21 protein-coding genes and 1 tRNA gene are annotated in these 25744 nt (G+C 62.5%); 7 read left to right on the top strand and 15 right to left on the bottom strand.

Going from position 1 to position 25744, the window contains the following annotated elements:
* Window positions 1-2: 2 nt before the first annotated feature.
* From mfd to ACFQ6H_RS10450, 9 genes are all read right to left on the bottom strand, one after another.
* The gene (gene mfd / locus ACFQ6H_RS10490) at window positions 3-3629 is read right to left on the bottom strand and encodes a transcription-repair coupling factor (protein ID WP_378645955.1); all 3627 of its coding nucleotides are present in this window, start codon (window positions 3627-3629) and stop codon (window positions 3-5) included.
* Window positions 3630-3757: 128 nt separating this feature from the next.
* Window positions 3758-6334 carry a glycosyl hydrolase gene (locus ACFQ6H_RS10485; RefSeq protein WP_378645953.1) on the bottom strand — a complete coding sequence of 859 codons (2577 nt, stop codon included), beginning with the start codon at window positions 6332-6334 and terminating at the stop codon, window positions 3758-3760.
* A 2-nt stretch (window positions 6335-6336) separates the two neighbouring features.
* On the bottom strand, window positions 6337-7323 hold the full coding sequence (locus ACFQ6H_RS10480) for a DUF1839 family protein (RefSeq protein WP_378543724.1): 987 nt from the start codon (window positions 7321-7323) through the stop codon (window positions 6337-6339).
* Entirely contained in the window at window positions 7323-8279 is a 957-nt protein-coding gene (locus ACFQ6H_RS10475) for an amino acid--[acyl-carrier-protein] ligase (RefSeq protein WP_378645951.1), read from the bottom strand. The genes ACFQ6H_RS10480 and ACFQ6H_RS10475 overlap by 1 nt, the downstream gene beginning before the upstream one ends.
* On the bottom strand, window positions 8276-9466 hold the full coding sequence (locus ACFQ6H_RS10470; RefSeq protein ID WP_378645949.1) for an acyl-CoA dehydrogenase family protein: 1191 nt from the start codon (window positions 9464-9466) through the stop codon (window positions 8276-8278). Before ACFQ6H_RS10470 ends, ACFQ6H_RS10475 begins: the two co-directional genes overlap by 4 nt.
* Window positions 9463-9705: an acyl carrier protein gene (locus ACFQ6H_RS10465; protein ID WP_283301892.1), complete on the bottom strand. Its 243-nt coding sequence runs from the start codon at window positions 9703-9705 to the stop codon at window positions 9463-9465. The genes ACFQ6H_RS10470 and ACFQ6H_RS10465 overlap by 4 nt, the downstream gene beginning before the upstream one ends.
* Window positions 9698-10144, bottom strand: a complete 447-nt coding sequence (locus ACFQ6H_RS10460) for a holo-ACP synthase (protein ID WP_378539488.1) — start codon at window positions 10142-10144, stop codon at window positions 9698-9700. The genes ACFQ6H_RS10465 and ACFQ6H_RS10460 overlap by 8 nt, the downstream gene beginning before the upstream one ends.
* Before the next feature lie 286 nt (window positions 10145-10430).
* Window positions 10431-11072 (bottom strand): ScbR family autoregulator-binding transcription factor, encoded by a 642-nt coding sequence (locus ACFQ6H_RS10455; protein WP_003946317.1) that lies wholly within the window; start codon window positions 11070-11072, stop codon window positions 10431-10433.
* A 189-nt stretch (window positions 11073-11261) separates the two neighbouring features.
* Window positions 11262-11915 carry a TetR/AcrR family transcriptional regulator gene (locus ACFQ6H_RS10450; protein WP_095972137.1) on the bottom strand — a complete coding sequence of 218 codons (654 nt, stop codon included), beginning with the start codon at window positions 11913-11915 and terminating at the stop codon, window positions 11262-11264.
* 154 nt (window positions 11916-12069) lie between these two features.
* Between ACFQ6H_RS10450 and ACFQ6H_RS10445 the strand changes: the two genes are divergently transcribed.
* From ACFQ6H_RS10445 to ACFQ6H_RS10420, 6 genes are all read left to right on the top strand, one after another.
* Window positions 12070-12140 (top strand) — tRNA-Gln (locus ACFQ6H_RS10445).
* Between the two features lie 90 nt (window positions 12141-12230).
* Window positions 12231-13721, top strand: coding sequence for a bifunctional UDP-N-acetylglucosamine diphosphorylase/glucosamine-1-phosphate N-acetyltransferase GlmU (glmU, locus tag ACFQ6H_RS10440; RefSeq protein ID WP_378543715.1), 1491 nt, complete (start codon window positions 12231-12233; stop codon window positions 13719-13721).
* Entirely contained in the window at window positions 13718-14698 is a 981-nt protein-coding gene (locus ACFQ6H_RS10435; protein WP_003946284.1) for a ribose-phosphate diphosphokinase, read from the top strand. The genes glmU and ACFQ6H_RS10435 overlap by 4 nt, the downstream gene beginning before the upstream one ends.
* Window positions 14699-14936: 238 nt before the next feature.
* On the top strand, window positions 14937-15593 hold the full coding sequence (locus ACFQ6H_RS10430) for a hypothetical protein (RefSeq protein WP_378645947.1): 657 nt from the start codon (window positions 14937-14939) through the stop codon (window positions 15591-15593).
* Window positions 15594-15672: 79 nt separating this feature from the next.
* Window positions 15673-17253, top strand: coding sequence for an SLC13 family permease (locus tag ACFQ6H_RS10425; protein ID WP_378645945.1), 1581 nt, complete (start codon window positions 15673-15675; stop codon window positions 17251-17253).
* Window positions 17253-18140, top strand: coding sequence for a cyclase family protein (locus ACFQ6H_RS10420; RefSeq protein WP_378645943.1), 888 nt, complete (start codon window positions 17253-17255; stop codon window positions 18138-18140). Before ACFQ6H_RS10425 ends, ACFQ6H_RS10420 begins: the two co-directional genes overlap by 1 nt.
* Window positions 18141-18143: 3 nt before the next feature.
* Here ACFQ6H_RS10420 and ACFQ6H_RS10415 read toward each other — a convergent pair whose 3' ends face one another.
* Window positions 18144-19349, bottom strand: coding sequence for a PQQ-dependent sugar dehydrogenase (locus ACFQ6H_RS10415; RefSeq protein ID WP_378645941.1), 1206 nt, complete (start codon window positions 19347-19349; stop codon window positions 18144-18146).
* 107 nt (window positions 19350-19456) lie between these two features.
* Window positions 19457-20998 carry a DUF222 domain-containing protein gene (locus tag ACFQ6H_RS10410; RefSeq protein ID WP_378645939.1) on the bottom strand — a complete coding sequence of 514 codons (1542 nt, stop codon included), beginning with the start codon at window positions 20996-20998 and terminating at the stop codon, window positions 19457-19459.
* Between the two features lie 95 nt (window positions 20999-21093).
* Here ACFQ6H_RS10410 and ACFQ6H_RS10405 point away from each other — a divergent pair, with 95 nt between their 5' ends.
* Complete coding sequence (locus ACFQ6H_RS10405) at window positions 21094-21438, top strand: DUF4288 domain-containing protein (RefSeq protein WP_378543700.1); 345 nt, start codon at window positions 21094-21096, stop codon at window positions 21436-21438.
* Window positions 21439-21450: 12 nt separating this feature from the next.
* On the opposite strand, the gene egtD is transcribed toward ACFQ6H_RS10405, so the two are convergent.
* Genes egtD through egtA form a run of 4 tightly spaced genes read right to left on the bottom strand, consistent with a single transcriptional unit; the run spans window position 21451 to window position 25694 of the window.
* Window positions 21451-22422 carry an L-histidine N(alpha)-methyltransferase gene (gene egtD, locus ACFQ6H_RS10400; protein ID WP_378645937.1) on the bottom strand — a complete coding sequence of 324 codons (972 nt, stop codon included), beginning with the start codon at window positions 22420-22422 and terminating at the stop codon, window positions 21451-21453.
* A complete protein-coding gene (egtC, locus tag ACFQ6H_RS10395) occupies window positions 22419-23165 on the bottom strand; it encodes an ergothioneine biosynthesis protein EgtC (protein ID WP_378645935.1) in 747 nt (248 codons plus the stop codon). The genes egtD and egtC overlap by 4 nt, the downstream gene beginning before the upstream one ends.
* A gap of 1 nt (window position 23166) precedes the next feature.
* Window positions 23167-24474: an ergothioneine biosynthesis protein EgtB gene (gene egtB / locus ACFQ6H_RS10390; RefSeq protein WP_378645933.1), complete on the bottom strand. Its 1308-nt coding sequence runs from the start codon at window positions 24472-24474 to the stop codon at window positions 23167-23169.
* Window positions 24471-25694 (bottom strand): ergothioneine biosynthesis glutamate--cysteine ligase EgtA, encoded by a 1224-nt coding sequence (egtA, locus tag ACFQ6H_RS10385; protein WP_378645931.1) that lies wholly within the window; start codon window positions 25692-25694, stop codon window positions 24471-24473. Before egtA ends, egtB begins: the two co-directional genes overlap by 4 nt.
* Window positions 25695-25744: the final 50 nt, after the last annotated feature.

Below are 25744 nucleotides of genomic sequence, written 5' to 3'. Positions count from 1 at the left end.
CCTCACGCCTCGACAAGGACTGCACCCGCGGCTCGGCCGTCTATCGCAAGGATGAAGTCCGCGATGTACTGCAGCAGTTCGACGTCGCGGAGGCGATCAGAGCCGACTCCGCCGGTACGTGGCAGCGGGAGTTGCACGAGCCCGGTCGTTGCCCGGTACTGCGCGCTCGGATAGATCCGCTTGAGCCTGATCTGTTTGGAATCAGGCAGTGCCATGGGCGAGATCTTGAGCTGAGTTCCGGTGACGGCGACTTCCTCCAGCTGGTACTCGCGACAGAGCAGTCGAAGTTTGGCCACCGAGATCAGCCGTCGAACCTCTTCCGGCAGTGGGCCGTAACGATCGACCAGTTCTTCGACGACGGCAGCGATACCGTCGGAATCCGTCGCGGCCGCGAGCTTGCGGTACCCCTCCAACCTGAGTCTGTCGCTGGTGACGTAATCGGGCGGGATGTGTGCGTCCACAGGCAGGTCGATCCGGACCTCCTTCGTGCCCTCGTCCATCGTGATCGGTTTGCCGTCGGCTGCCGCCCGGAAGGCTTCGACTGCCTCTCCCACGAGCCTGACGTACAGATCGAACCCGACGCCCGCCACGTGGCCGGACTGCTCGGCGCCGAGGACATTTCCGGCTCCACGAATTTCGAGGTCCTTCATCGCGACTGCCATACCTGCGCCGAGGTCGGAGTTCTGCGAGATCGTTGCCAGTCGGTCGTACGCCGTTTCCGTCAAAGGCTTTTCGGCCGGGTACAGGAAATAGGCATATCCACGTTCGCGACTACGCCCGACTCGGCCGCGCAGCTGATGCAACTGCGAAAGCCCCAGTGAATCCGCACGTTCGACGATCAGCGTGTTCGCGTTCGAGATGTCGAGGCCGGTTTCGATGATCGTGGTACAGACCAACACGTCGAAGTCGCGTTCCCAGAATCCCTGCACGGTCTTTTCGAGAGTGTCCTCGTTCATCTGACCGTGTGCGACGACGACGCGAGCCTCCGGAACGAGTTCGCGGATCTTCTTGGCTGCCTTGTCGATCGAGCTGACGCGATTGTGCACGTAGAAGACTTGGCCGTCGCGCAGAAGTTCACGCCGAATGGCCGCGGCTACCTGCTTGTCCGCATACGCACCGACGTAGGTGAGGATCGGGTGACGCTCTTCCGGCGGCGTGAGGATCGTGGACATCTCGCGGATCCCGGCCATGCTCATCTCGAGAGTACGAGGAATCGGGGTAGCCGACATCGTCAGGACGTCGACGTGGGTGCGTAGCGCCTTGATGTGTTCCTTGTGCTCGACTCCGAATCGCTGTTCCTCGTCGACGATCACAAGCCCGAGGTCCTTCCAACGGATTCCGGTCTGCAGCAACCGGTGAGTGCCGACGACGATGTCGATCTCACCTTCCGCCATGCCGGCGATGATTTCCTTCGAGTCCTTGGCATCGGTGAAACGCGACAGCCCTCGCACCTTCACCGGGAAGGACGCCATTCGCTCCGTGAAGGTCTGAAGATGTTGCTGTGCAAGCAGAGTCGTGGGCACCAGCACCGCCACCTGCTTGCCGTCCTGCACTGCCTTGAACGCGGCGCGAACGGCGATCTCTGTCTTGCCGTAACCGACGTCACCGATCACCACCCGGTCCATCGGAACCGGCTTCTCCATGTCGGCTTTGACCTCACTGATAACGGTCAACTGGTCGATGGTCTCGGTGAATGCGAATGCGTCTTCGAGTTCCTTCTGCCACGGCGTGTCCGGGCCGAACGCATGCCCGGGGGCTGCCTGACGCGCGGCGTAGAGCTGAACCAACTCACCCGCGATCTCGCGAACGGCCTTGCGGGCCTTGCGCTTGGTGTTTGCCCAGTCGGATCCACCGAGCTTGCTCAGCGCCGGCAACTCTCCGCCGACGTACCGGGAGAGTTGATCGAGCGATTCCATCGGGACGAACAGACGATCACCCGGGTGACCACGCTTGCTCGGCGCGTACTCGATGACCAGGTATTCACGACGCGCCCCACCGATGGTTCGTTCGACCATCTCGACGAACCGGCCGATACCGTGCTGATCGTGCACGACCATGTCCCCCGCTGACAGCGCGAGGGGGTCGACCTGATTGCGGCGCTTGGCCGGCAAGCGCTTACCGTCGCCGACCGCGGCAACACGGTTGCCCGTCAGATCTGACTCGGTGACGATCACCATCCCGGGCGTCGAGTCGTCGCCGGCGAGTACCAAGCCGTCATGCAGTGATCCGCGGAGCACCGCGACCTGTCCGCGGGCGGGGGTAGCGCCGGCGTCGAGCATCTTGGCGGGCACTTCGGCTTCACCGAGTCGCTCCACTACGCGGCTTGCCGTTCCGGCACCTGCCACCACGATCGCCGCGCGACCGCCCGTGCTCACGTGTGCCCGGAGGCTGACGAACAGTTCGGCCAACAGGTCGTCGGAACCACGCACCTGCGGTGCCGCCTGAACCGGGAGTTCGAGTTCTTCACCGTTTCCCGACGCCAGCGGGCTGACCGTCCACCAGGGTCGGCCGGCAGCTTCGGCAGATTCGCGAACATGGCGAAGCGACCGGTACGCGGAGGCGCCGAGATCGACTCCTCCGCCGTTGAGGATCGACGTGTCGAGCGGTGCGGCGCCGCCGATCGACGCCGCCGTCCACGACGCTTCCAAGAACTCCTGGCCGGTGCGCACCAGGTCGGTGGCGCGGGTGCGCACCTTCTCCGGATCGCACAGAAGGATGTGCGCCCCTTCGGGAATAACATCGGAAAGTAATTGCAGTTCACCGGGTTTGAGAACCGGGAGCAGAGCTTCCATGCCTTCGACGGGGATGCCTGCCGAGATCTTGTCCAGCATCTCGACCAACGACGCGTCAGCCTGGTTCTCAGCAGCGAGTGCCGCAGCTCGATCGCGAACATCAGCTGTCAGAATCAGCTCACGACACGGCGGCGCAATCACGGAATCGACGTCGACGTCCGGTAGCGAACGCTGATCGGCAACCGAGAAGTAGCGAAGCTCCGATACCTCGTCACCCCAGAATTCGATTCGCACCGGATGATCCGCCGTCGGCGAGAACAGGTCGAGAATGCCGCCGCGGACCGCGAACTCACCACGCTTTCCCACCATGTCGACGCGGCTGTACGCCATCTCCACCAGACGTACGAGAACGGAATCGAAATCGATCTCGGTGCCGATGCGCAACGTTATCGGCTCGATCTCGCCCAGACCTGGTGCCATCGGCTGAACGAGAGAGCGCACCGTGGTGACGATCACCCGAAGAGGCGAACCGTACGAGGCATCGTCTGGTCTGGCGAGTCTGCGCAGTACCTCCACCCGTCGCCCGACGGTGTCCGCGCTCGGCGACAGTCGCTCGTGCGGCAATGTTTCCCACGACGGGAACTGCGCGACACCTCCGCCGAGCATCTCGGTGAGTTCTGACGTCAGGTCGTCGGCTTCGCGACCGGTGGCGGTCACCAGCAGCACTGGCGTCCGAGCGGCAAGAGCAGCAGCGATGAATGGCCGAGCCGGCTGCGGCGCCACGATGTCCAAAGCGGCCGCGCCGATGGCGTCGATCACCGAAGTGAATGCGGCGTCTGCGAGGGCGACCTCGGCGAGTCCAGCGAGCGCAGTCTGGGCAGAGGACAAGGAAGTCAACGAACGCGCTCCTGAACAGTGATGACGGGTTGCGGACGCACAGCCCGAGCGCAAGATCCCCACCGAGGCAGAGTTGTGCGCCGGTTCGATTCTATCGGTGCGCGATCTCGAAGCGCAGTCCGATCCGTTCAGTTTCCCCTAGCACTCGTCTTCTTCGACGTCCGCTTAGCCGGAGAGGATTGCGTGGCCGGTGCACTCGGCGGCGTCACGGCCACGCTGGTGTGAGAGTTGAGCGCCCGAACCCGGCCGATCACCTTCGTTGCCTTGCCGGTTCTCCGTAGACGTACGGTCCTGCGACCGTTCGGCGCGAGGTGAAACCAGGAGTCTTCGGGCTCGAAGCCCTGCAGTTCGAGGGCTACGTATTGGGCGGCAGCATCCGTCGTGACGTCGACGACCCACTCTTCGTCCCCGAGGCCTCGAGGCCGGCCGACGCTACGAGCAGTAGCGACAAGCCCGACCGACCGCTCGAGGGGCCGCGCCGGACCCCCCAGGAGATGCACCACTTCGTCCACCAAACCGCCGTCCTCGTCTTCGAGTGTGACGGTGACGGCGTCGTACGTCCGCGCCCCGAACCGAAAGACGTGGGTGAGGTCGGTGAAACGGCCGACAAGACTGTCCACGGACCAGGTCAGACTTGAATGCGCTTCCACCTTGACCGGTAACGCGACGTCGACCGGGACGACACCTGACCGACTGTGTGCTCGAAACCTGATCTCGCCGACGACAGGATTGGCGGTCTCGTTGATCGCGTCGAGCCTCAATCCATCCATACCGTCGTCCGTGACAAGAAGCGCGATCGGTTTGGCGCTCCGACGGAGCACGAACCACGGAGCCTTGGGACTGCCGCTCCAATCGAGGACCCCCCATCCCGGTCCGGGCTCCAGGTCTCGCAGTGCGAGTGTCAAGGCGCCGTCGCACCGAGAGTCCGGGCGACGCCAGTAGCCGAGCGTCGATGCGAAGGCCTCACATACAGCTGCGCGTCCCAGGTCGAGATAGCGTTCCGGGTCTGACCACCTGAGTTCACGAGGGTCTTCGCCGAAAAGGGTGTGGACGTAGTGGTCCCGAACATCCTCGAAATCCCACGACGATCCGTTGTCCCGCGGCACCGCGGCTTTCCATGCCGGGTGGTGCCCTGCGACGGCGATCGAACCGAATTCGTTCTCGATCACCGCATTCGACGGTGGAATCGAAAATGCCAGTGATTCGGTCGCAAAACGAACTCGCGCGCTGAGCACGTCGGCCAGTGGACGACGATAGGCACCCACCCCGAAGTAGTGAGCGACCCCGCTTCCGACGTGCGTAGCCAATTGCTCCCCCCCGGGAGGCGCCGAGGGCGACGACGTCACGTACTCGAGTTCAGGTGCCAGCGTCGAGATCAGCTCCGGCAGTCTCGAATGAATAAGCGGAATGTGTTGATCGACCAAGCCCAACATGGTGGGCTGTTGTTCGGTCTCGCTGCCCCCGCAGAAGACTGCCAATGCTGGATTTCCACGCACCCTGCGCAGGAACGCAGTGACCTCGGCGGCAACAAGTTCGAAGAATTCGTCGGTGTCAGGCGGGTCAAGCGTCGCCAACATCATGTCCTGCCACACGAGAATGCCCAGACGCGCGCATTCGTCCCAGAAGTGGTCGCTCTCGTAGACCATCGTTCCCGGAATTCGAATCATGTTCAGACCGGCCTCGGCCAGCCGTTCCAATACAAGTGTGGTGTCGCCGTCGCCTTGAAGCGAGATCGGGTCGGTCGGCACCCACACCGAACCACGGCAGTACGCCCGGATGCCGTTGACATACAAACGGAATCCACCATCGGATCTGTCGACTTCCACCGTCCTGAAGCCAACCGAACCGAGGTGCTCGGCGACTCCGTCCGTTTCTATCGTGACCGGATAAGTACGCGGGGGGCCATGAGTGTGCGGCCACCACAACTGCGCGTCCGGCACTTCGACGATGCCGGACACCTCGAGGTATCCGTCCGGCCCGGTAGCCGTAGCGAATTGTTGCGAGTGTTCGCCGACACGCACGGTGACGTACTCCAGCGAGACCGGCAAGCCGGCGAGCCGAGCACTGACGGCAACGCGACCGGTTGTGCCGTGGACACTCGCCTGCTTGACGGCAGAGACGACGGTGGCGACTCCCCTGTCCAACAGCCGGATACCTCGCCACGGACCCACTGGTACCGGCGCACCACTGAATACGGGAGCCATACCTAGCATCGTGGTTCGGATCCACCGAAGACCCTGTTCGCGGACCATCGACGAGCGCCAACGACCTCGTGGGCGCCTCGATCTCAAAGTCGCGGAGAGAGAATGAAAATGAACAGCCACCTGGACACGTTTGCCTACGCCGTCTCCGCCCGGAATGCTCACTTCCCCAGGCGTGAACATGGATTCGGTGGACGCGACGAGGACACCGTCGATCCAGAAGTCGGCAAACGCCGTCACACCGTCGAACTGGAGCAGCCACGGCCCCTCACCGGTCGTAACCACGGTAGTCACGAACCACCAGTCGGACGACGCTGTAACAGACTTTGCCTGTCTGGCATCGGATTGCGCCTCACGCAACGCGCCGGCGACTGTTCCCGGCACGGGCGCTGTCATCCACTCGGTCACGGTTTCGAGGGCAGCCGGATCGGTCACGGAACCGGGTTCGGTTGCAGCGCATCGCCATATCGCGCCGGCCAGCAGGTCTGCTGACGAGCGAGTCACTGCTAGACCAACCTCAGGTGTCGATGCGAGTCGACGCCGACTGTGTCGGCAACGACTTCCATCGCCCTCTTCCACGACACGGCCATCTCGTCGAGTTGCTCACGTGGGTCGACCGCGCGGCCCCTGGCGGCACGCGCCATCTGGAACTGCACGCTCTTGGCCCCGGACGCCACTTTGCGGAAATCCGGCGCAGCCTCGACCATCCCGGAGAAACCTGCAGTGTCCAGGAACTCACTGGCGTCCGCCGCCAGCTCCGCGCTGGCACCGCATTGACGAAGAAGCCCGAAGGACCAGAGGTGAAAGGCATCCATGCCAGCCCCCTGCACCCACTCCAGGTCGTCGATCACCCTGCGGCCCAGCTCTCGCACGGGATTACCTGCCGCTCGAACCGCCACGTTCCGTCGAGCCACTTCAGCGATGTTTCCGGCATTGGTCGCGTGAACCGGATTGAGCCGGATCTGCTCGACGTAGGGTACGAACGAAGGAAGTGAGGAACGATCGAGATCGAAAACGCCGGAAAAGTCTTCACCACGCAACATGTAGTACCCGCTGTTGTGGAAGTACTCGAGTTCGCCGGCAACGCGATCGATCCGATTGGGCACGATCGTGGTCTTGGTGTGCCCCTCGTGATAGCTCGTTCCGAGAGTGTCGGGAAGCCAGTATCCGTCCACCTCGACCGTCGACAGCATCCCGACCGCGAGGTTGTCCTCGACATGGATCAGCGGTGCCCGCCAAACGTTCATCTCGGCGACTTCGATTCCGTACAACGCGTAGATGTCCTCCGCCTTGAGCTTGAGGAACGTCCACTGAGTCCCGTCGAACCGCGACGAGAAGGCACATGCCAATGCCGGGACGGGGTCCAATCCCAGCGAATGCAACACTTCGATCCACAGATCCGTGTAGCAGTTGGTCTGCGCCCACACCCGGTCGTCCTGATGCAACGCGTGTGGCCGGTAGCGATCAGGTGAAATATCGACGAGACGTGACATCAGATGCCCATTCGTTCACGAACGGAAGTTGGCCACGCAGCCACATCAAGACCATGAGTCCGCAACAGGGACAACGCGATTCGCTCCATCCCGAACCCGACGCACGAGCTGTGCGCCACCTCCCCCTCGGCCGTTCGGATGTCAAAGTTGACCCCGAAATGGTCGAGATGGTTGTTCGAGGACACGATGGCCGTGCCCTCGTCGAGATCTCCGTAGAGCCGAACTGTCAGTTCTGTCTTGAGATTCTCTTCACGCTGGTTGGCTGCAAGCATCTTTCCGGCGCGCCCGAAGAAAGGATCATTGGCGATCACTGGGGTGGCATCCAGCTCGAGTAGGCCGAGCACCTCGAGTCCCCGCTCGATCCAGTGCTCTCGATGCGCTCGCGCTGCTGCGGCGTCACCGATCGTCACGAACTCGTGCATCCGAAACGCTTGCATACGAGCCGGATCGATCGCCGGTTCGTGCCGGAAGCAAAAACCGTAGATGTCCAGCAATACCCCACCTTCGGGGAGAACTCCGGTGTACCGCGCATAGGCGGGATGGCACGCTGCGGACACGAGCATGGTCTCGGTCGGTTCGAGATGGCGATCCCACGATTGCCCATCGGCGCGATCGGCCAGCAGTCGCGCGTGATCGCGATTGGAACCGGCGAAGGTGTTGATGGCGCCGGTGAGGTTGGGAAACGAAGCGATGTAGTCGGTGCGCTCGAAACTGCTCCGCGGGAACACCGGCGGGAACCGCAGGCGGGTCGCAGCTGCGCCTGGCCCCGCTGCAACCACCACTCGATCGATGCCGTCGACGATGTCCTCGAACACCCCGGAACGCCCGTACAGTCCCGGTACTTCCGTCTCTACGAGAAGTCCTTCGACAAGCAGTTCGCGTTGAAATGCAGCTCGGGCCCGATCCAAATCGGTTTCGGTTGTCGCGGTTTCGGTTGTCACAATCTCGGTTGTCATAGCGTTCCCCGGTATCCAATAGCCATGTGAGCTGAACCTGCCATGATTCGATCGTTGTTCACCATCACCGCTGCGCCGTGCGCATCACGAAGGTGGCGGCCGAGCGAGAATTCGGTGTCCTCGCGATATCCGGAGATTCCGCAGATCAACATTGTCTGCCCCACGATTTCCACCACCGCAGTGGAGGCTGTGACTTTCAGGTTGTTCATCGCGAGCGAAAAGCCCACCGCGCCCGTCGCCTCGAAATCGGCAGCGCCTTCCTCAGCGCGGACTGCGCGGTCGTACCTACGCGCAGAAGCGTCGACGAGATCGGCGAATTGTTGTGCCGAAGCAGCAACTTCGGCGAGACGCAGCGCTCCGGGGGACGTGACTCCGGGCTGCTTGCGGGCGGCGGCACGCACGTACTTCCGCGCCTTCTCGACTGCCGCGTCGGCGATTCCCAACCACACCGAACTCCACACGACGTGCGAGACCGGGAGCATCGTGTGGGTGGAGATATCGGAATACGGTACGTCGGCGACCATCTCGGGCGTCGAGGTGGCCCGAAGGATGTAACCGAGACTGCAAGTTCCCCTCAGCCCCAGCGTGTTCCACTCGGTGGTGCGTTCGAGCGTCAGGTCTGGGGTACGGCACACCACGAGAACCTGATCGTTGGGCTGACTCTCGGGTGTTCGCCGAGCCGTCACGACTATCGCGTCGGAATGCTCACCGTACGAAATGACGGGCGCATTCTTGATCAGTAGTAGATGGCCGCCCAAATCTTCTACAGCGCAGTAACTCCGGCTGACATCGCCACCGATTCCCAGCTCGGTAGTCGCCGATGCCAACAGCAGTTGCTTGTCGACAGTTTCTTCGACGAACTCGCGGAGCGCTTCGGTATTGCCATGCTTGACCAGCGAGTAGATCTGCGTCTGATGCATCGCAAAAATCATTCCACTTGCGGCACAGCGCGTTCCGATCACGCGGGCGATCTGCGACACCTCCTGCAGCGAGAGACCTTCGCCGCCGAGTTCCCTCGGTACCGCGACGGACAGCAGCCTTTCGCTTCGCATAGCGTCGACGGCTTCACGCGGAAACCTCGCCTCTGTATCAACTTCGTCGGCCCACACCGCTGCAACTTCGTCGGCTAACCGTACGGCCCGCTCGAGAGCCGTCCCGGTGGAGCACTGCGCTTGCGGAGCGTTCATGCAGCACCCAACTCTGCCAACGCGCCCTCTATCGCCTTGACACTCGCGAAGGTGCTCTTCCGCAACAACTCGTCCGGAAACTCGATGTCGAACGAGTCCTCCAGCGCCAACATGACATTCACGCTCGCGTGCGATGTCAAACCCAACTCGTAAAGATCGGCCTCGCCGTCGATCGTGCTCACGTCGACTGCTAGCCGACCGTGCTCGACGAGCACTTTCCGAATTGCCTGATCAATCATCAGCGATGTCGTCCTTCTTTTCGATGCGAGCGCCCGAGCGTGTTGCGATCACCATTGCGATGGCCACGTCTGCTTCGTGCGAGATAGATACTTGAAAGTCGTTCAGATCCTGAGCCCACGCGAGTTCCGCGGCATTGCCGGACAGAGTCACCCCACAACCACCCCACTCGGCCCGAGTGATTTCTATGGAGTTCCACGGAACGGGAACGTCACCCGGCCTGAGCACCTTCACAACGGCCTCTTTGGCAGCAAAACGCGCAGCCAGTCGTTGATCCCGGGCCGGCCCGGCGCACGTCTGCAATTCATGAGGAGTGAAGGTCCGATCGAGATACCTTCGCCCGAAGAGGTCGATACTTCGAGTGACATCCACGACGTTCACGACGTCACAGCCGATCCGCGGACCGATGTCGAGCATCGGCGTCGGTGCAGTGTCACCCATTTTCTGACTCCCCCTTTTGGGGTCGTACACGCCGGGCAGCCCCCTATGCTGCCCGGTGCGTCGACGCCGTCACCCTGCCCTGACAAACCTGCAAACTCAGCAATTCTTCAGCTACCGGTAGAACATACCGCAATCCGAAGATTGTCGGCAAGATCGGACCTCCAGATTCCCATCAACACTATAAACATACTCTCAGTTTGTTTCGAATGCAGAACAAAGAGAACAATCTCCCTACCAGGACATTTGCAACAAATTCACCAATGAGCTGCGCGGAGATCCAGGGCTTTCAGTGATCGCTGGCGAGACGCCTAGCTGCGAATTGTCTGAAATACTCCACTTTGGATTCCGGGACCACGATCGGAAGTATCAGGTTCCACGATGCCTTCATGGAGTCCGAAAGCTCACGAACAGTCCCGGTCGCCGCTGCCATCAGCCGAACTCCGGACGCCACTTCCAACAGGAAGCGCGCGATATCGGCAGAATCCGCGTCCGAACGCAGATCACCTTCGTCGGCCGCACGGCTGGCAAGTTCGCGGTAAATGTCGAGCCAGACATCCAGCGTTGCCGGCCCGGATCCCCGATAGTCCCCGATCTCGACCAACAAGCGGAAAGTCGCACGAACCATGGCGTCGTGCGCACCGATGTCGACGATGACGGACGAAATACCGATCAACGACTCGAGTGCGGGAGTGCGACGGTCCAACCAGAGTTCGCATTTCGCGTCGAAACGTGCCGAACCCTCGTCGATCACCGCCCGCGCGAGTTCTTCCTTGGACCCGAAATGGAAGTACAGGGCGCCTTTGGTCACCTGTGATTCGGCGATGATCTCGCTCAAGCTGGCATTGGCATAGCCCAGGCGCAAGAACACCCCCGCTGCTCCGCGCAGCACCGAATCACGGGTGGCTTCTGCCCGCTCTTGCCTCACCATCGATCCGGCCTCCAATCACCACACATCGAACGAATCCTTGGTCTTACCCGTTCACAGCGTCAAAATGGAAGGCACGGTTCGGCATTCAACCCACCCTGCAAACAAATGAGACATTTGCCCATCAAACGATCGTGATACAGCGAACACAGCTTAGACCGCGATCCATCTCTGCGTGGCAGGCGCGCCTGGTTAACCCTCCAATTGTGGGTCGGCTTCCAGATTCGTGAGGCCATTCCAACACAAATTCACGAGGTGAGCGGCGACAACTTCTTTGGACGGAGTCCGTTCGTCGAGCCACCACGTAGCCGTCGTGGACACCATGCCGACAAGCGCCTGGGCGTACATCGTTGCTAGTCCGGGGTCGAAACCGCGTCTGGAGAAGTCGCCAGCGAGCAGGTAGCCCACCTGACTGATCGCGTCGTTGAGCAAGCTCGAATACGTCCCACTCGGAGCGACAACGGACGAATCACGCACGAGGATCCGAAATCCGTCAGTATGCTCTTCCACGTAAGTGAGCAAAGCCAACGCAACCCGCTCGACTCGAACTCTCGAGCGATTCTGTGAGAGCGAAGACGTGATCATTTCGAGAAGCCGCGACATCTCCCGGTCCACTACGACGGCGTAGAGCCCCTCCTTGCCGCCGAAGTGCTCGTACACGACCGGCTTGGACACGTTCGCTCGCTGAGCGATCTCCTCGATCGAGGTCGCCTCGTATCCCCGTTCGGCGAACAGTGCCCGCCCTATCTCGATCAGTTGTTGCCGACGTTGGGTACCGGTCATCCGGATCCGTGTCGCTCGTTCGGGAACTGGATCCCCGCCACCCGAACCGGACACCGTCGCCATTGTCTTCCTCTCGCCGACACACAAATTACTGCTGTGGACGCTCAGCCTATCGGGACTTCGGGGGCCGAATCGGAGGAGCGGTTCGACCTACGGCGGGTCGGCATGCGATTATTCTTTCGCGCGTTCGGCCGCAAGGCTCGGCAATGCGTGGCAATCCGCCGTGGTGTAATGGCAGCACCTCTGATTTTGGTTCAGATAGTTCAGGTTCGAGTCCTGGCGGCGGAGCCGGTGAACAGCATGGGTTTTCCGAGCGGAAATGCATGTCGTGATCGACAGCTTGATCGACAGCTTGATCGACAGAGGGAGCTCAAACCAGTGCAGACCGCCGTGATCGTTCTCGCAGCGGGTGCCGGTACACGAATGAAGTCGAAGACTCCCAAGGTCCTCCACACTCTCGCCGGACGCAGCATGCTGGCACATTCGCTTCACGCGGCAACCTCACTGAACCCCACGCACCTGGTGACCGTCGTCGGTCACGATCGTGAGCGTGTCACCGAAGCGGTCAGCGCAGTCGCGGGTGAACTGGGCCGCCCCGTCACCGTCGCCGTTCAGGACGAGCAGAAGGGCACCGGGCACGCCGTCAGCTGCGGACTCGAGGGACTGCCTGCCGACTTCGCCGGAACCGTACTCGTCACAGCCGCCGACGTACCGCTGCTCGACGGCAAGACAATCGCAGACCTCCTCGCTCAGCACACTGCCGCTCCCGCGGCTGCAGTAACGGTGCTGACGTCGACGGCGCTCGACCCCACCGGCTACGGACGGATCCTTCGTACGACGGACGGCGAAGTCAACGCCATCGTCGAGGAGAAGGAAGCCACCGATTCGCAGCGCTCGATCACCGAGGTCAATTCAGGTGTCTACGCCTTCGACTTCGAGACTCTGCGCGACGCTCTGGCGTCTCTCGACTCCAACAATGCACAGCACGAGTTCTATCTCACCGATGTGATCATGATCGCCCGCCGCGCAGGCAAGCGTGTTCGTGCGCAGCACATCGCGGATTCGGTTCTCGTCGCGGGCGCCAACGACCGCGTGCAGCTCTCGACACTTGCCCGCGAGATGAACCGTCGGATCCTCGAGACGTGGATGCGTGCCGGCGTCACCGTCGTCGATCCCGCGAGCACGTGGATCGATTGCGGCGTGCGAATCGCACAGGACGTGACGCTCCTGCCCGGAGTTCAGTTGACCGGCACGACGTCTGTGGGCGAAGACGCCGTGATCGGCCCTGACACCACCTTGGACAACGTCAGCGTCGGGGAGCGTGCGACTGTCGTCCGCTCGCACGGGACCGACTCCGTGATCGGCGCGGACGCAACCGTCGGTCCGTTCGCCTACCTCCGGCCGAATACTCGCCTCGGCGAACACGGCAAGATCGGCGCCTACGTGGAAACCAAGAACGCCGACATCGGCGAGCATTCGAAGATTCCGCATCTTACCTACGTCGGCGACGCCACCATCGGCCATCACAGCAATATCGGAGCTTCGAGCGTCTTCGTCAATTACGACGGGGTGAACAAGAGCCGTACTGTGGTGGGGTCGCACGTCCGAACAGGCTCCGACACCATGTTCGTCGCCCCTCTCGTCGTGGGAGACGGCGCTTACACGGGTGCGGGCACGGTCTTGAAGAACGACGTACCGCCTGGGGCGCTTGCCGTCTCGGGTGGAGCGCAGCGCAACATCGAGGGTTGGGTCCAGAAAAATCGACCCGGAACTCCTGCAGCCGACGCCGCTGCAGCGGCTGCACAACCTGACAGCACAGATCACCACCAGATCGACCGGCAAGTACAAAAGGATGGCATGAACCAGTGACTGCGAATTGGATCGACAACCAGAAGAACCTGATGTTGTTCTCGGGTCGCGCACATCCCGAGTTGGCGGAGCAGGTGGCGAAGGAACTCGACATCCGCGTCACCCCGCAGACCGCGCGCGACTTCGCGAACGGTGAGATCTTCGTTCGATTCGAAGAGTCGGTTCGCGGCTCCGACGCGTTTGTCCTGCAGAGTCATCCGGCGCCGCTGAACACGTGGGTGATGGAGCAGCTCATCATGATCGACGCGCTCAAGCGTGGATCGGCGAAGCGCATCACTGCCGTTCTTCCGTTCTACCCGTACGCCCGCCAGGACAAGAAGCACCGCGGACGCGAGCCGATCTCCGCTCGCCTGATCGCGGACCTGCTCAAGACCGCCGGCGCCGATCGCATCATCACGGTCGACCTGCATACCGACCAGATCCAGGGCTTTTTCGACGGTCCCGTCGATCACATGCACGCACACAGCCAGTTGGCCAACCACATTCGCGCGGGATACAACCTCGAGAACATCACGGTGGTCTCCCCCGACTCGGGCCGCGTTCGTGTCGCCGAGAAGTGGGCCGACTCGCTCGGCGGAGCACCGCTGGCGTTCATTCACAAGACGCGCGATCCGTTGGTGCCCAACCAGGTCAAGTCCAACCGCGTCGTGGGTGAGGTCGAAGGTCGCACCTGCATCCTGATCGACGACATGATCGACACCGGCGGAACCATCGCCGGCGCGGTCAAGGTGCTCAAGGAGGCCGGTGCGGGTGACGTCGTCATCGCCGCAACCCACGGCGTCCTCTCCGACCCTGCGGCCGAGCGTTTGTCGACGTGTGGCGCGAAGGAAGTTGTTGTCACCAATACACTTCCGATCGACGAGTCGAAGAAGTTCCCGACGCTGACGGTGCTGTCCATCGCACCGCTGCTGGCTCGCACCATCAAGGAAGTTTTCGAGAACGGTTCTGTGACTTCGCTGTTCAACGGCAGCGCCTAGTCTTCCGCTGCACTACGGGCGCGTACCTGTGACTTCACGGTCACCGGTACGCGCCCGTAGTCGTCTTCGCGAACCCACGAAAACAGACCACCCGGTCATCATGAAACCACCTGTGCGACACACGAATACCAGCAAATGCGGTGAACAGCATGATCTTGATCACGCCCGCGTCGAGAAACCCAGGTCGATGTTGGGGTGGTGTTCACCGCGCCGCAATCTTCGCCTAGTGTGGCTCGTCGTGATCGACGCGCAAACCCTGGAATCCCGGCCCGAATCTCATTCCCTGAATTCATCAGTTCCGACGATCCGGCGGTGGCGCCCAGGATCTTGTGTCTGGTGCGGAGACGACAACTCCGTGGACATGTTCCGCAACGAACCTCGCTGTGGAAAATGCCGTGAAAACGAAGGCATCATCGACGACGCCAAGCGCTTCCTCGGGATGTACGGTCTGCGCCCGCTCGGCGGCACGCTGCAGTCCGACGACGACGAAGAGCGCGAGTACCGCGTCAACGCACGCGAGGCACGCCGAGTCCTGAACGAGATCCGCATGGACGTCCTTCCCGATGCGGCCGCTGTTCGCAAGGCAATTCGGCCCCGCGCCGCAACGGTTGTCGCCGACACGTCACCCGTGCGGGCTTCTCGCCCCTCCAGCACGGGCACAGCGACGCGCGTTGCCGCTCCGGTCAAGACAGACACCGTGGACATCGACACGCTCCAGACGCGCGTTCTGGGGCTTCTTGATCAGCTCGGTTCGATCGACGAGCAGATCAAGGTCGCCGAACTCGCACAAGGGTTGCCGGCTCGCGCACGACTGAGCGATCTGAACAAGCAGAAGGCCACTGTTCTTCGCACGCTGGCCGCTCTCGAGAAGGCCCGCATCGCCGCCTCCAACTAATTCTCCTCGCGTCCATCCCACGGCCCCGTCTCGCTTGCGAGACGGGGCCGTTCTGTCTGAGCAGGTACCTTTACGAATCGTGAATGACATCACCATCACTTTTGTCGTGCTTGCACTGGTCGTGGCGCTGTTCGTGATCGGCCGAATCCCGGTCGGCATCATCGCGATCGGCACTGCCCTGGCGCTGTACGCCACCGGTGTGATCACGATGGAGCAGGCGCTCGCCGGATTCGGCGATCCCACGGTGGTGTTCATCGCCGCGCTTTTTGTCGTCAGCGAAGCCCTCGACGCCACCGGTGTCACCACGTGGGCGGGCGAGAAACTGCTGGCGAAAGTCGGCGAATCCCGAGTCCGTCTCGTGAGTGCGATCATGTTGCTGGTTGCCGCGTTGACCGCATTGATCAGCGTCAACGGGGCCGTAGCAGCGTTGGTACCGATGGTGGTCGTCTTGGCGGTTCGTCTCGGCAAATCGACGTCACAACTGCTTCTCCCGTTGGCATTTGCCGCCCATGCCGGATCGATGCTCACCTTGACCGGAACACCGGTCAACATCATCGTTTCCGAAGCCGCCGAGGAATCCGGGGCCGGTGCTTTCGGGTTCTTCAGTTTCACCTTGGTCGGTGCGCCGCTCGTATTGGGAACGATTGCGATCGCCGTACTCCTCGGTCCTCACGTTCTCCCCCATCGTGCGGGGACGTCGATGTCGCCTGACCTGAGCCGGCATGCCAAGACCCTCGCGAAGCAGTATCAGCTCATGGGAAAGGATGCGCCGTCCGCAGAGCCCTTGATCACCAAGCACGACGGCGTGGTCGAAGTGATCATCCCGCCACGCTCGGAAATGATCGGCGACAGGGCTTTTCCTGGCATGGTGACCGACAGTGGAGATCTGGTGATACTCGCAGTCCAGCGCGCCGGTGAGGACTGCGGCCCCAAGGGCGTCAAGTTGGCGGCCGGTGACACGCTTCTCCTGCAAGGAAGCTGGGACGATCTCGACACCCACACCGCGGTCGATCCGAACGTCCTCGTGGTCGACGCGCCTGCCCAGATCCGTAAGCAGGCAGCCCCGTTGGGAACCCGCGCGGTCATCGCCCTCGTCGTCGTCGCGGCGATGGTCGTGTTGCTGACCTTCGGACTGGTGCCGTCGGCGATAGCCGGACTCCTCGCTGCGTGTGCGATGGTGCTGCTACGAGTCATCAGCGTGGAGCAGGCGCATCGGTCCATCTCGTGGACCACGTTGATTCTCGTCGGCGGAATGATCCCGCTCTCGACCGCGATCCAGCAGACCGGTGCAGCCGAAAAACTCGCTCATGCCTTCGTCGACGTCGTCGGCGGTGCAAGCCCCTATGTCGTTGTCGCCGGACTTTTCGTCGTGACGGCGACTCTGGGTCAGCTGATCAGCAACACCGCGACCGCGCTGATCATCACGCCGATCGCCATCTCGGTCGCCATCGAACTCGACATCTCGGTGCTGCCTCTTCTGATGACGGTCACCGTCGCTGCCGCGGCCTCCTTCCTGACGCCCGTGGCCACTCCCGCGAACATGATGGTGATGGGCCCTGGCGGGTACAAGTTCGGCGACTACTGGAAGCTCGGGCTCCCGATGTTGTTGTGGTTCCTGGTAGTTGCCACAGTGTTGATCCCAGTGATCTGGAGTTTCTGATGTGCTCACCGAAGGCGTTGTCGGAGGTCTACGAATCGATCGAACGAGAAGGCAGGAAGGTCAGCCGACGATCGATGTTCGCGGCACTTGGCACTACGGCGCTAGGCGCAACCGTCGTGGCCGGCGCGGTGCAGCCCACTGCGTCGGCAGCGCCGGCGGGTCAGACCATCGTCGATCTGACGCACGTGCTGACGCCCGAATTCCCGATGTGGCCGGGCGCGCGATCGTTCGAGATGAGGAACCTGGCGAAGATCGCCGACGCCGGCGGGTCTCTGGGCTCGCTCGGGTCCGCTGGTTTCGGCGGAAACTTCTACCTCAACGAACTCCGCCTCGAGGAACACACCGGCACTCACATCGACGCGCCCGCACACGCCAGTGCGGACGGAATCACCGTCGAGAAGATCCCGGTCGCCGACCTCGTCGTGCCGATTGCGGTCATCGATATCAGCACCCGAGCCTCCGTCGACCCCGACACACTGCTCACCCGCCAGGACGTCCTCGACTGGGAGACCCTCCACGGGACCATCGCTCCCCGCAGCCTGGTGGCGATGAACTCGGGCTGGGACACCCGGGCAGGCGCCGGCGGGGCCTTCACGAATCGAGATGCACTGGGCGTGCAACACACACCGGGGTTCGATCCCGAGGCGATCGACTTCTTGGTGTCCGAGCGCGACATAGTCGCCGTGGGATCGGACACCCTCAGCATCGACGCAGGCCGAAGCACGACCCACGGGGCTCACCGAAGCGCTTTGGGCTCAGGAAAGTACGCGGTCGAAGCCCTTGCAAACTTGTCCGCACTTCCAGCCGTCGGCGCTACCGTGATGGTGGGAGCGCCGACGCATGCCGGCGGATCCGGTGGTCCGTGCCGGGTTATCGCCTGGTACTGAAGATCAGGGCGTGGGTGTCACCCGCAGCACCTTGTCGCCTGTTCCGTTGTCCGTGGTCACCAGGAGCGAGCCGTCCGCCGTCGGAGTCACCGAGCGCAAGCGCCCGAACTGGTTCACCAATCCGAAGGTCTGAGCGTCGACCGAACGGCCGTCGGCACTGAGGCGGAGAAAGATCAGTTCCTTGCTCTTGAGACCACCCATCACGAGTGCACCGTCCCAGGCACCCCACGCGGCTCCACCGGTGAAGGCAGCGCTGGCGGTAGCCAACGTGGAGCTACCCGAACGCCACACCGCCCCAATTGCTCCCGGCACGCGCACGGGATCGGTCATCGGCACGGATTCGTCGTACGTTCCGGGAAGACGATCCGGACGGTAGCCGTAGTTTCCGCCAGGGGTAAGCAGGTTGACTTCGTCGTCGACGCTCGTGCCCTGCTCAACCGAGTACACCCGGCCGGTTCCGGGTTGCACGGCCAAACCTTGGACGTTGCGGTGCCCGAGCGTGTAGACGGGGCTGCCTGCATTCGGATTTCCCGCCGCCGGAGTTCCGTCGGTGTTGATGTGCAAGACCTTGCCGCCCAGCGAATTCGGATCCTGCGGAACGCTCGGCGTCGCGGTGTCGCCTGTCCCGACGAACAGCGTTCCGTCCTGGGCCGCAAGAATTCGGCAACCCCCGTGGCGCCCGGACGAGACCGGGATTCCTGGCAACACAGTTCCGGTTCTAGTGAGCGCGATCCATCCGGCGTCGACGGTCCACGAGATCACTCGAACGTCCGTGACTCCCCCAGCGCTGAACCCCTGGCAGGTGTACAAGGTGCGCGATTGAGCGAAGTCGCGGGCAAGCGCGATGCCCATGAGGCCGGTTTCGGACTGCGCGTAGAGATCCGAAAGGTCAGCAGCGACTGGACCTGTCGTGTTGTCGCCTCGGCGAACGAAGAATCCGCCGGATCGTTGTCCCGTCAGGATTGCACCGTCCGGGGCCACCGCGACGTCCCAGGGGTGATCGAGTCCGTCGACGAGTGTGGTGACCGACAACTGCGGGAGAGTGTTCTCGATGGGGATGTCCGGGTCTTCACCGCCCAGCGACCCTGTACTTCCGTTGCCGAAACTGCCGGGGTCGAAGGGGAATGGTTGAGCCACGCTCTGCGTTACCGGCATCACCAGTACTGCAGTCAGGGCCACGGTCAATGCGGCGAACTTCGGATGACGCACGCGTTCTCCTCGGGTCGGAAACCGTTCTGCGCCTCACTATAAACAGACAAACACCATTTTTCGGGCCGTCGCGGCATACCTGCAGGCCACAGGGCAATGAAACCCCTTCAGAAGTCTGCAATCTCCGGCAAAACGTTCGCCAATGTGGACGCGGTCCGCCTCGAGGCAGATCGCGTCTTCCGCCAGCCGGGCACATTCCAGTCCAGGAGGTACTCGAGATCCGCTTCCACTCCCCTGTCCCGCAATCCGAAACGTCGTTCCAGCGCAGACTCATCCACGAAATTCAGTCTCGCCGCATCGGTGGCACTCAGTTCGGGCTCGCAGAACGGGCCGACGGGCGCGGTAGCCGCTCGACGCCCTGACGGGTCTTCCCACTCCAAATGACCACCTCCGATTTGCTTCACCGACCACCCGCCAATCGTCTTGAGTCGGTGATGTTTTCGACACAGACAGGCCAAGTTCCGCTCCGCAGTAGGTCCTCCCTGGGCGGGGCTGCCGTGATCGAACGGCACCGTGCGATCGATGTCGCAACTATCAGAACGCACAACACAATTCGGAAAGCGGCACGTGCCGTCTCGCGTCCTTACAATCTTCGCCAACGCTGCGGATGGCCGGTAAGTGCACTCGGTGCGCCGAGAACCATTGTCCCGCGTCGAGCGATGGCCCCTTGCCACGTCGGGCAAGACCGCCGGCGAGGGCATCGACCGACCCACGTCAATTACGGGCCCAACCGTCCCGGCATTCGAACACCGTTGCACCTCGGACGGTGCGCGGGTGAGGACTCTCTGCCATGTACTGTCCGCGGCGATCGCGCGCGCAAGGTCAGCATCGATGTGGCCGTACCCCTGCAAATAGCCTGGCAGGTCGTCGAATCCGAGCAGGGTGGAAGCATTGACACCCACAAGAATTGTCGCAATCGGGAGCGCGGAGGTCTTCGAGTCATCCCGACGGGTGCAATCGCCGTCGCACTGACAATCCAACGACGTCTTTCCTTCCGCCAATGCGATCAGCGCATCGGCACGACGTTGCCCGAAAGTTCTCGGATCGAAACCACACACCTGCATCGACATCGCACGGAGTCTGGTGGCCAAAGTCTGAGCGCCGACCGCTGGAAGCATTCCGTCCAGAGTCGACATACCGTCGTGCGACGCGCACGTCCGAACGTCCCGATCGGCCTCCGCACGAACTCGCCTGGCACGCACCCCATCAGGGTCGTGCCGAGCAATGAGACCTCGTGCGCGCGCCTTCAACTTGTTACCGGTTGCGCGGCAGGCACCGTCCACTAGGAGTCGCTCGATCTCATCGAGCACGTGCTCGGAAACATTGGCGAGAGCTTCGGACAGTGCCGTCGCTTTGGCCAGATCTATGTCACCGCAAGCAAAAGCGGCCGCCACATGCGGAAGTCGCCAGCGCAGGTCGCATCCCAGTGCAATCATTTTCTGCGCGGCGTACTCCGTAATGCTCAGTATCGACGCGATCTCCACGTGCGCGAATCGACCCTGAAAAGCCTCATTGACTCCAACCGCGGCATCCTCCTCACAACGGTCCAGGTACAGCGCAGTGACCGCGTCGATCTCGAGGAAGTGGGCGCGCGCGATTTCCGCATGCTGCCGAAACAGCGCGTCCGCGGAAGTCTTCGATTCGAACATATGAGCGATTCTACGGGCACCCGCCGACAAGTTTTGCGGAATCCCGGGGTATTCACCGATACCCTTTGCGCTCCGATGTCACTACGTTCAATCGCATGACTCAGCATCCGACACGAGATCAACCGTACTTCGGCATAGCGATATTCGAGTTGGGGAAGAATGACGGGGACGGGTGCTTCTACCGGGAGGACTGTTATCTCATCTGGGCTGGCGACCCCGCTGAGGCGCAGTCGAAATTCGAACGCAAGGCCGGCGAGCAGGAGTATCCGGTCGGCGCGAGCGATGACCAGTCCTATGTAAAACTCGCGCATCTCGTGGATCTTGCCCCGGTGTCCGACAAGGTCCAGACCGGCACAGCAGATCTCTACTCCCGACACTTCTCAAATATTGCCGCCTACAGAACTTTTGAGGCACATTTGGGAGGAGACAGCATCCTCTGACGTGCGCCCACCTCACGCCCGCTGCGCGCACAACAGCGCGAAGCGCTGATCCTCATCCGCCCACACCTTCCGTACCCCGAAGCCCGCGGACGCCAGCTCCGCGGCAATCCTGTCCTCGGTGAACTTCGCCGAGATCTCGGTGCGCAGCTGCTCGCCCGCTGCGAAGGTGATCTCCAGATCGAGGTCGTCGATCCGGACCGAGAGTTCACGAAGTGCTTCCAGCCGCATCTCGATCCACTCGTTCTCGGCATCCCAGAGCGCGACGTGACGGAAGTCCTCCAAGGGAAAGTTCGCTCCCAGTTGCTTGTTCAGGACCGAGAGAACATTGAGATTGAACTGCGCGGTCACACCGGCAGCGTCGTCGTATGCGGGCACGAGGACTGCGGGATCGATCACCAATCCCACGCCCAGGATCAGGTTCTCACCGGGATCGAGCACGGCTGCAATGCCCGAGAGGAACTCGGCTCGCTCTGCCGGAACGAGATTGCCGAGAGTTCCACCGAGAAACGCGAGCGCCCGCCGTCCACCACCGGGCAGATGATGCAGCGAGCCGGTGAAGTCACTGACCACCCCGACCACATCGATGCCGGGGAACTCGGCACCGACCTGCCGCGCCGCGCCTTCCAGTGCCGTCACCGAAACATCCTGCGGTACATACGTTCGCAGAGTTCCGCGCGCGGTCATCGCATCGAGCAGCAACCGAGTCTTCTCCGAGGAACCGGAACCCAGTTCGATCAGGATCTCGGGTTCGGTCAACGCAGCGATCTCGTCGGCGTACCGAGTAAGCAGGCCGCGCTCGGTACGGGTGGGGTAATACTCGGGCAAGGCCGTGATCTCCTCGAACAATTCACTTCCACGCGCGTCGTAAAACCATTTGGGCGAGAGCCACTTCGGCGTAGCGGTCAGACCCTCCCTGGCCTCGGCTCGCAATGCGTCGACCGATTCGGCCGGTGTCAGATAAACCTCGAGCGTAGGGGTTTTCATTGTTCTCCCATCGGTATCGGGGTGATGATCAAGTGGCCGGGACGCGCGCAGACGATGTGCCGGTCCGGCACCTGCTCCCAGTCCGGCGATCGATCGAACGGTTCGGAGACGATCAGGGCCCGCGACTCGTCGACCCGCGTGTACAACGTGTGGCCCCAGGCCGTGGCCCACAGTTCCTGCCCGTCGCCGAACAGGAGGTTCAGTCGTGAATCCGGTGCCGCCGCAGCCACATCGTGAACGAGGCTCGTCACGGCGGCCTCCGCGGGCTTCGAGATCAACCGATGCCGAAGCACTGTCCACAACAAGGCAGCATCCGTCGGGGCGGGCATCTTCAGCAGTTCGACGGCCGGAAGTTCTGCCGCCAATTCGGCAAGTGAACCAGGCCAACCGGATACCGCTCCGTTGTGGCTGAAAGCGTAGGTTCCGTCGACGAACGGTGCGCAGGCACCGATCTCGACGGCCATCCCCTCCGTCGCGGAACGGACGGCGGCGAGAACGGATCCGGAAACGATGTGGGACAACGTCTCGTCGACGGTCGGGTCCGACCAGATCGGCGAGATGCTGCGATACCGCCCCTGCCTTCCGTCGTTCCACCACACCGTGCCGAATCCGTCGGCATTGATGGTCCCGCCGCCACGCATCTCGCGAGGTGCCCACGACTGTCGCATCAGCGAGTTCTCGCCGTCGTGGATGAGTTCACGAACCGAACGTGGCGGCCCGAGATACCCGAGGTGCCGACACATGTCAGGATCTACCCGAAATCGTTCTGGCGCAGCGAAAGCCCGAGAAGATCTGGCGCCTGATCGGATGGTCCCAGTTGCGGAACGTCCCCCGGCAGGCAACGCTGTCGGTCCCGAACGATCCCCCTCGCAACACTTTGTAGTCGCCGCCGAAGAACACCTCCGAATACTCCCGGTACGGGAAGGCCCGGAAACCTGGATACGGATGGAAACCCGAGGATGTCCACTCCCACACGTCGCCGATCAACTGCTCGACGCCTGCTGCCGACGCACCCGCCGGGTACGAGCCGACGCCCGCTGGACCAAGATGGCGCTGACCGAGATTGGCAAGATTCTCGTCTGCGGACGCGTCCCCCCACGGGAACCGTCGTGATCTCCCGGATTCCGGATCCCACCGTGCGGCCTTTTCCCATTCCGCCTCGGTGGGAAGCCGTTTGCCTGCCCAGCACGCGTAGGCCTCGGCTTCGTAGAAGCTCACGTGCACAACCGGCTTGTCGGGTGGTACCGGAGCCTCGACGCCGAAAGTCTCGTGCCACCAACCCGAACTGTCATGCTCCCAGAACAGAGGCGCACGAAGTTTCGCGTCGACGCGATGCCGCCAACCGTCACGGGACCACAGTTCCGGTCGGGAATAGCCGCCGTCCTCGATGAATTCGATGAACTGCCCATTGGTGACCGGGAATCTGTCGATTGCGAAATCGGTAAGATAGACCTGGTGTGCAGTGCGCTCGTTGTCGAGTGCCCACGGCTCGTCGTCGGTCCCCATGACGAAGGCGCCTGCCGCGATGGTGACCTCGTCGAGTTCCGGCATGCGGGCAGCTTGCGGAGCGGGTGTCGCAACGAGTGCCGTGGGCCCCGAACGTAATTGGTGTGTCGCGAGCATGGTCTCGGCGTGTTGCTGTTCGTGCTGCGCGATCATCCCGAACGCAAAGCCGTCCACGTCGAGTTCTGTGCGCCCGAACGTGCTGGCTTCGAGCACATCCCAGACCTTCCCACGAACCGTACGTACGTATTCGCGCGCCTCGGCCGGGTTGAGCAGGGGAAGTGTCGGTCTCGACGATCTCGAATGCTTGAAAGCGTCGTACAGCTCGTCTATGTCGCTACGCACCGGATCGCGGCCACCGACATCGCGCACCAGCCAGAGTTCCTCTTGATTGCCGATGTGCGCCAGGTCCCACACCAGCGGACTCATCAACGGGGAATGCTGAGCGATCAATTCGGTATCGTCGACGCAGTCGGTGAGCAGCGTCGACCGCTCACGCGCTCGCAGAAGTACGGCCTCGACCGCTTCCTTGGTGATCTCCCCCGTCATGTGTCGCTCTCACCGGGCACAATTGCGCGACAACACCGTTCGGCTGCGGCATCGAGAAGACGGACAAACTGTGGCTCCGGCGCGTAGGACGCGGCAAGCGACATCAGAGATGTTGCAGCCGAACGCAGTTCGACGTCGTCCAAACCGTACTCTGCCGCATCCCGCCACCTCCCGGCCGTCGACGCTGCAGCATCACTCGCCTCGCGCATCACGGCTGGCCCGGACAGCAACGCGTCGATCGCTGCTATCGGCACTCGCCACAATTCTCCCGGTTGTGCGTCGATGTAGCGAACCTCCAGATGGCCGACAGCGCGAACCGGCGGGAACAGCGTGGACAGGTGATAGTCCAAGTCCGCCCAGACGGGGCGACGTCCGATCTCGGCATCCAAGGCGCCGGCGATCCAGTCCGCGAAAGTCGCGCCCCGCGGAGCCGTCCAATCATCGCCTTCGTTTCGCACACACATGAGCGGAACGTCGAGCGCCCAGGCTGCGTAGTCCTGCGCTTCCGGGATTGCTGCGGTGCGCCAGGAATCGAGTTCGAGCCACGTCCGCATGCGTTGAGAAGCCCAATCTCCCCTCGGAACCCCTTGCAAGCGTGGAGAACACGCAAACGCCGCGGTCAGAGCCGGACCCATGTCCCCGAGGAGCCGCCAACGCTGGGCGATCGACTCCGGACTCCCGCCGGCATCGACACTGACCTGCACTGCTGCGGTATTGCACATCATCAAGGTGCCGTACGGGCCTATCCCGGCGAAGCGGGATTCCATTGCGCAGTAACGCGGCAACCGGAGAATGCGGGAAGGGGGGCGGGCGACGTCGGCGGCAGCCGAACTGATTTCGATCGAGTACGACGCGAGGCGAGATTCGAGAGTGCGACGGTCTTCGTCGAGACAGTCACACAGTTCGCGGGCGGACGTGCGCGGAGCGGACGAGAGTTCGATCTGTCCGCCGGGTTCTACGGTGACCAGGCTGCCACGAGGAAGCGGAACCGCCGGTGAATCCGGGTCGATACTGGTGGGTGCGTGTCGCCCGAGTGCTCTTGCCAGCGTCGCGGCGGATGGCCGCTCCCCACCGGGATCTTGCCTGGTCAGCCACTCGATCTCGGCTCCGACCAAGCGGGGTGGCCCCTGTTTGAAGCACACACCACCGACGTAGGCCTCGGCCGCAGGACGCGAATCCACCTGCGTGGTCTGTGCTGCTGTCAACGCTGCTGTCACCATTCGACTTCCCCTTCGGGCGGTCTTCGCGGTCGTTACCGACGATAGAACGC

Origin of the sequence: Rhodococcus sp. NPDC056506 (assembly GCF_042794945.1) — a bacterium.
Classification (GTDB): domain Bacteria; phylum Actinomycetota; class Actinomycetes; order Mycobacteriales; family Mycobacteriaceae; genus Rhodococcus_F.
This window is presented reverse-complemented; position numbering and strand designations above follow the sequence as displayed.

Excerpts from the sequence above, each read along its gene's own strand:
- ACFQ6H_RS10450 (WP_095972137.1), bottom strand. The coding sequence starts at position 11,915 with ATGGCGACGGTGTCCGGTTCGGGTGGCGGGGATCCAGTTCCCGAACGA.
- ACFQ6H_RS10465 (WP_283301892.1), bottom strand. The coding sequence starts at position 9,705 with ATGATTGATCAGGCAATTCGGAAAGTGCTCGTCGAGCACGGTCGGCTA.
- egtD (WP_378645937.1), bottom strand. The coding sequence starts at position 22,422 with ATGAAAACCCCTACGCTCGAGGTTTATCTGACACCGGCCGAATCGGTC.
- ACFQ6H_RS10480 (WP_378543724.1), bottom strand. The coding sequence starts at position 7,323 with ATGTCACGTCTCGTCGATATTTCACCTGATCGCTACCGGCCACACGCG.
- egtA (WP_378645931.1), bottom strand. The coding sequence starts at position 25,694 with ATGGTGACAGCAGCGTTGACAGCAGCACAGACCACGCAGGTGGATTCG.
- ACFQ6H_RS10410 (WP_378645939.1), bottom strand. The coding sequence starts at position 20,998 with ATGTTCGAATCGAAGACTTCCGCGGACGCGCTGTTTCGGCAGCATGCG.
- ACFQ6H_RS10420 (WP_378645943.1), top strand. The coding sequence starts at position 17,253 with ATGTGCTCACCGAAGGCGTTGTCGGAGGTCTACGAATCGATCGAACGA.
- ACFQ6H_RS10470 (WP_378645949.1), bottom strand. The coding sequence starts at position 9,466 with ATGAACGCTCCGCAAGCGCAGTGCTCCACCGGGACGGCTCTCGAGCGG.
- egtB (WP_378645933.1), bottom strand. The coding sequence starts at position 24,474 with ATGACGGGGGAGATCACCAAGGAAGCGGTCGAGGCCGTACTTCTGCGA.
- ACFQ6H_RS10405 (WP_378543700.1), top strand. The coding sequence starts at position 21,094 with ATGACTCAGCATCCGACACGAGATCAACCGTACTTCGGCATAGCGATA.
- egtC (WP_378645935.1), bottom strand. The coding sequence starts at position 23,165 with ATGTGTCGGCACCTCGGGTATCTCGGGCCGCCACGTTCGGTTCGTGAA.
- ACFQ6H_RS10475 (WP_378645951.1), bottom strand. The coding sequence starts at position 8,279 with ATGACAACCGAGATTGTGACAACCGAAACCGCGACAACCGAAACCGAT.
- ACFQ6H_RS10460 (WP_378539488.1), bottom strand. The coding sequence starts at position 10,144 with ATGGGTGACACTGCACCGACGCCGATGCTCGACATCGGTCCGCGGATC.
- ACFQ6H_RS10455 (WP_003946317.1), bottom strand. The coding sequence starts at position 11,072 with ATGGTGAGGCAAGAGCGGGCAGAAGCCACCCGTGATTCGGTGCTGCGC.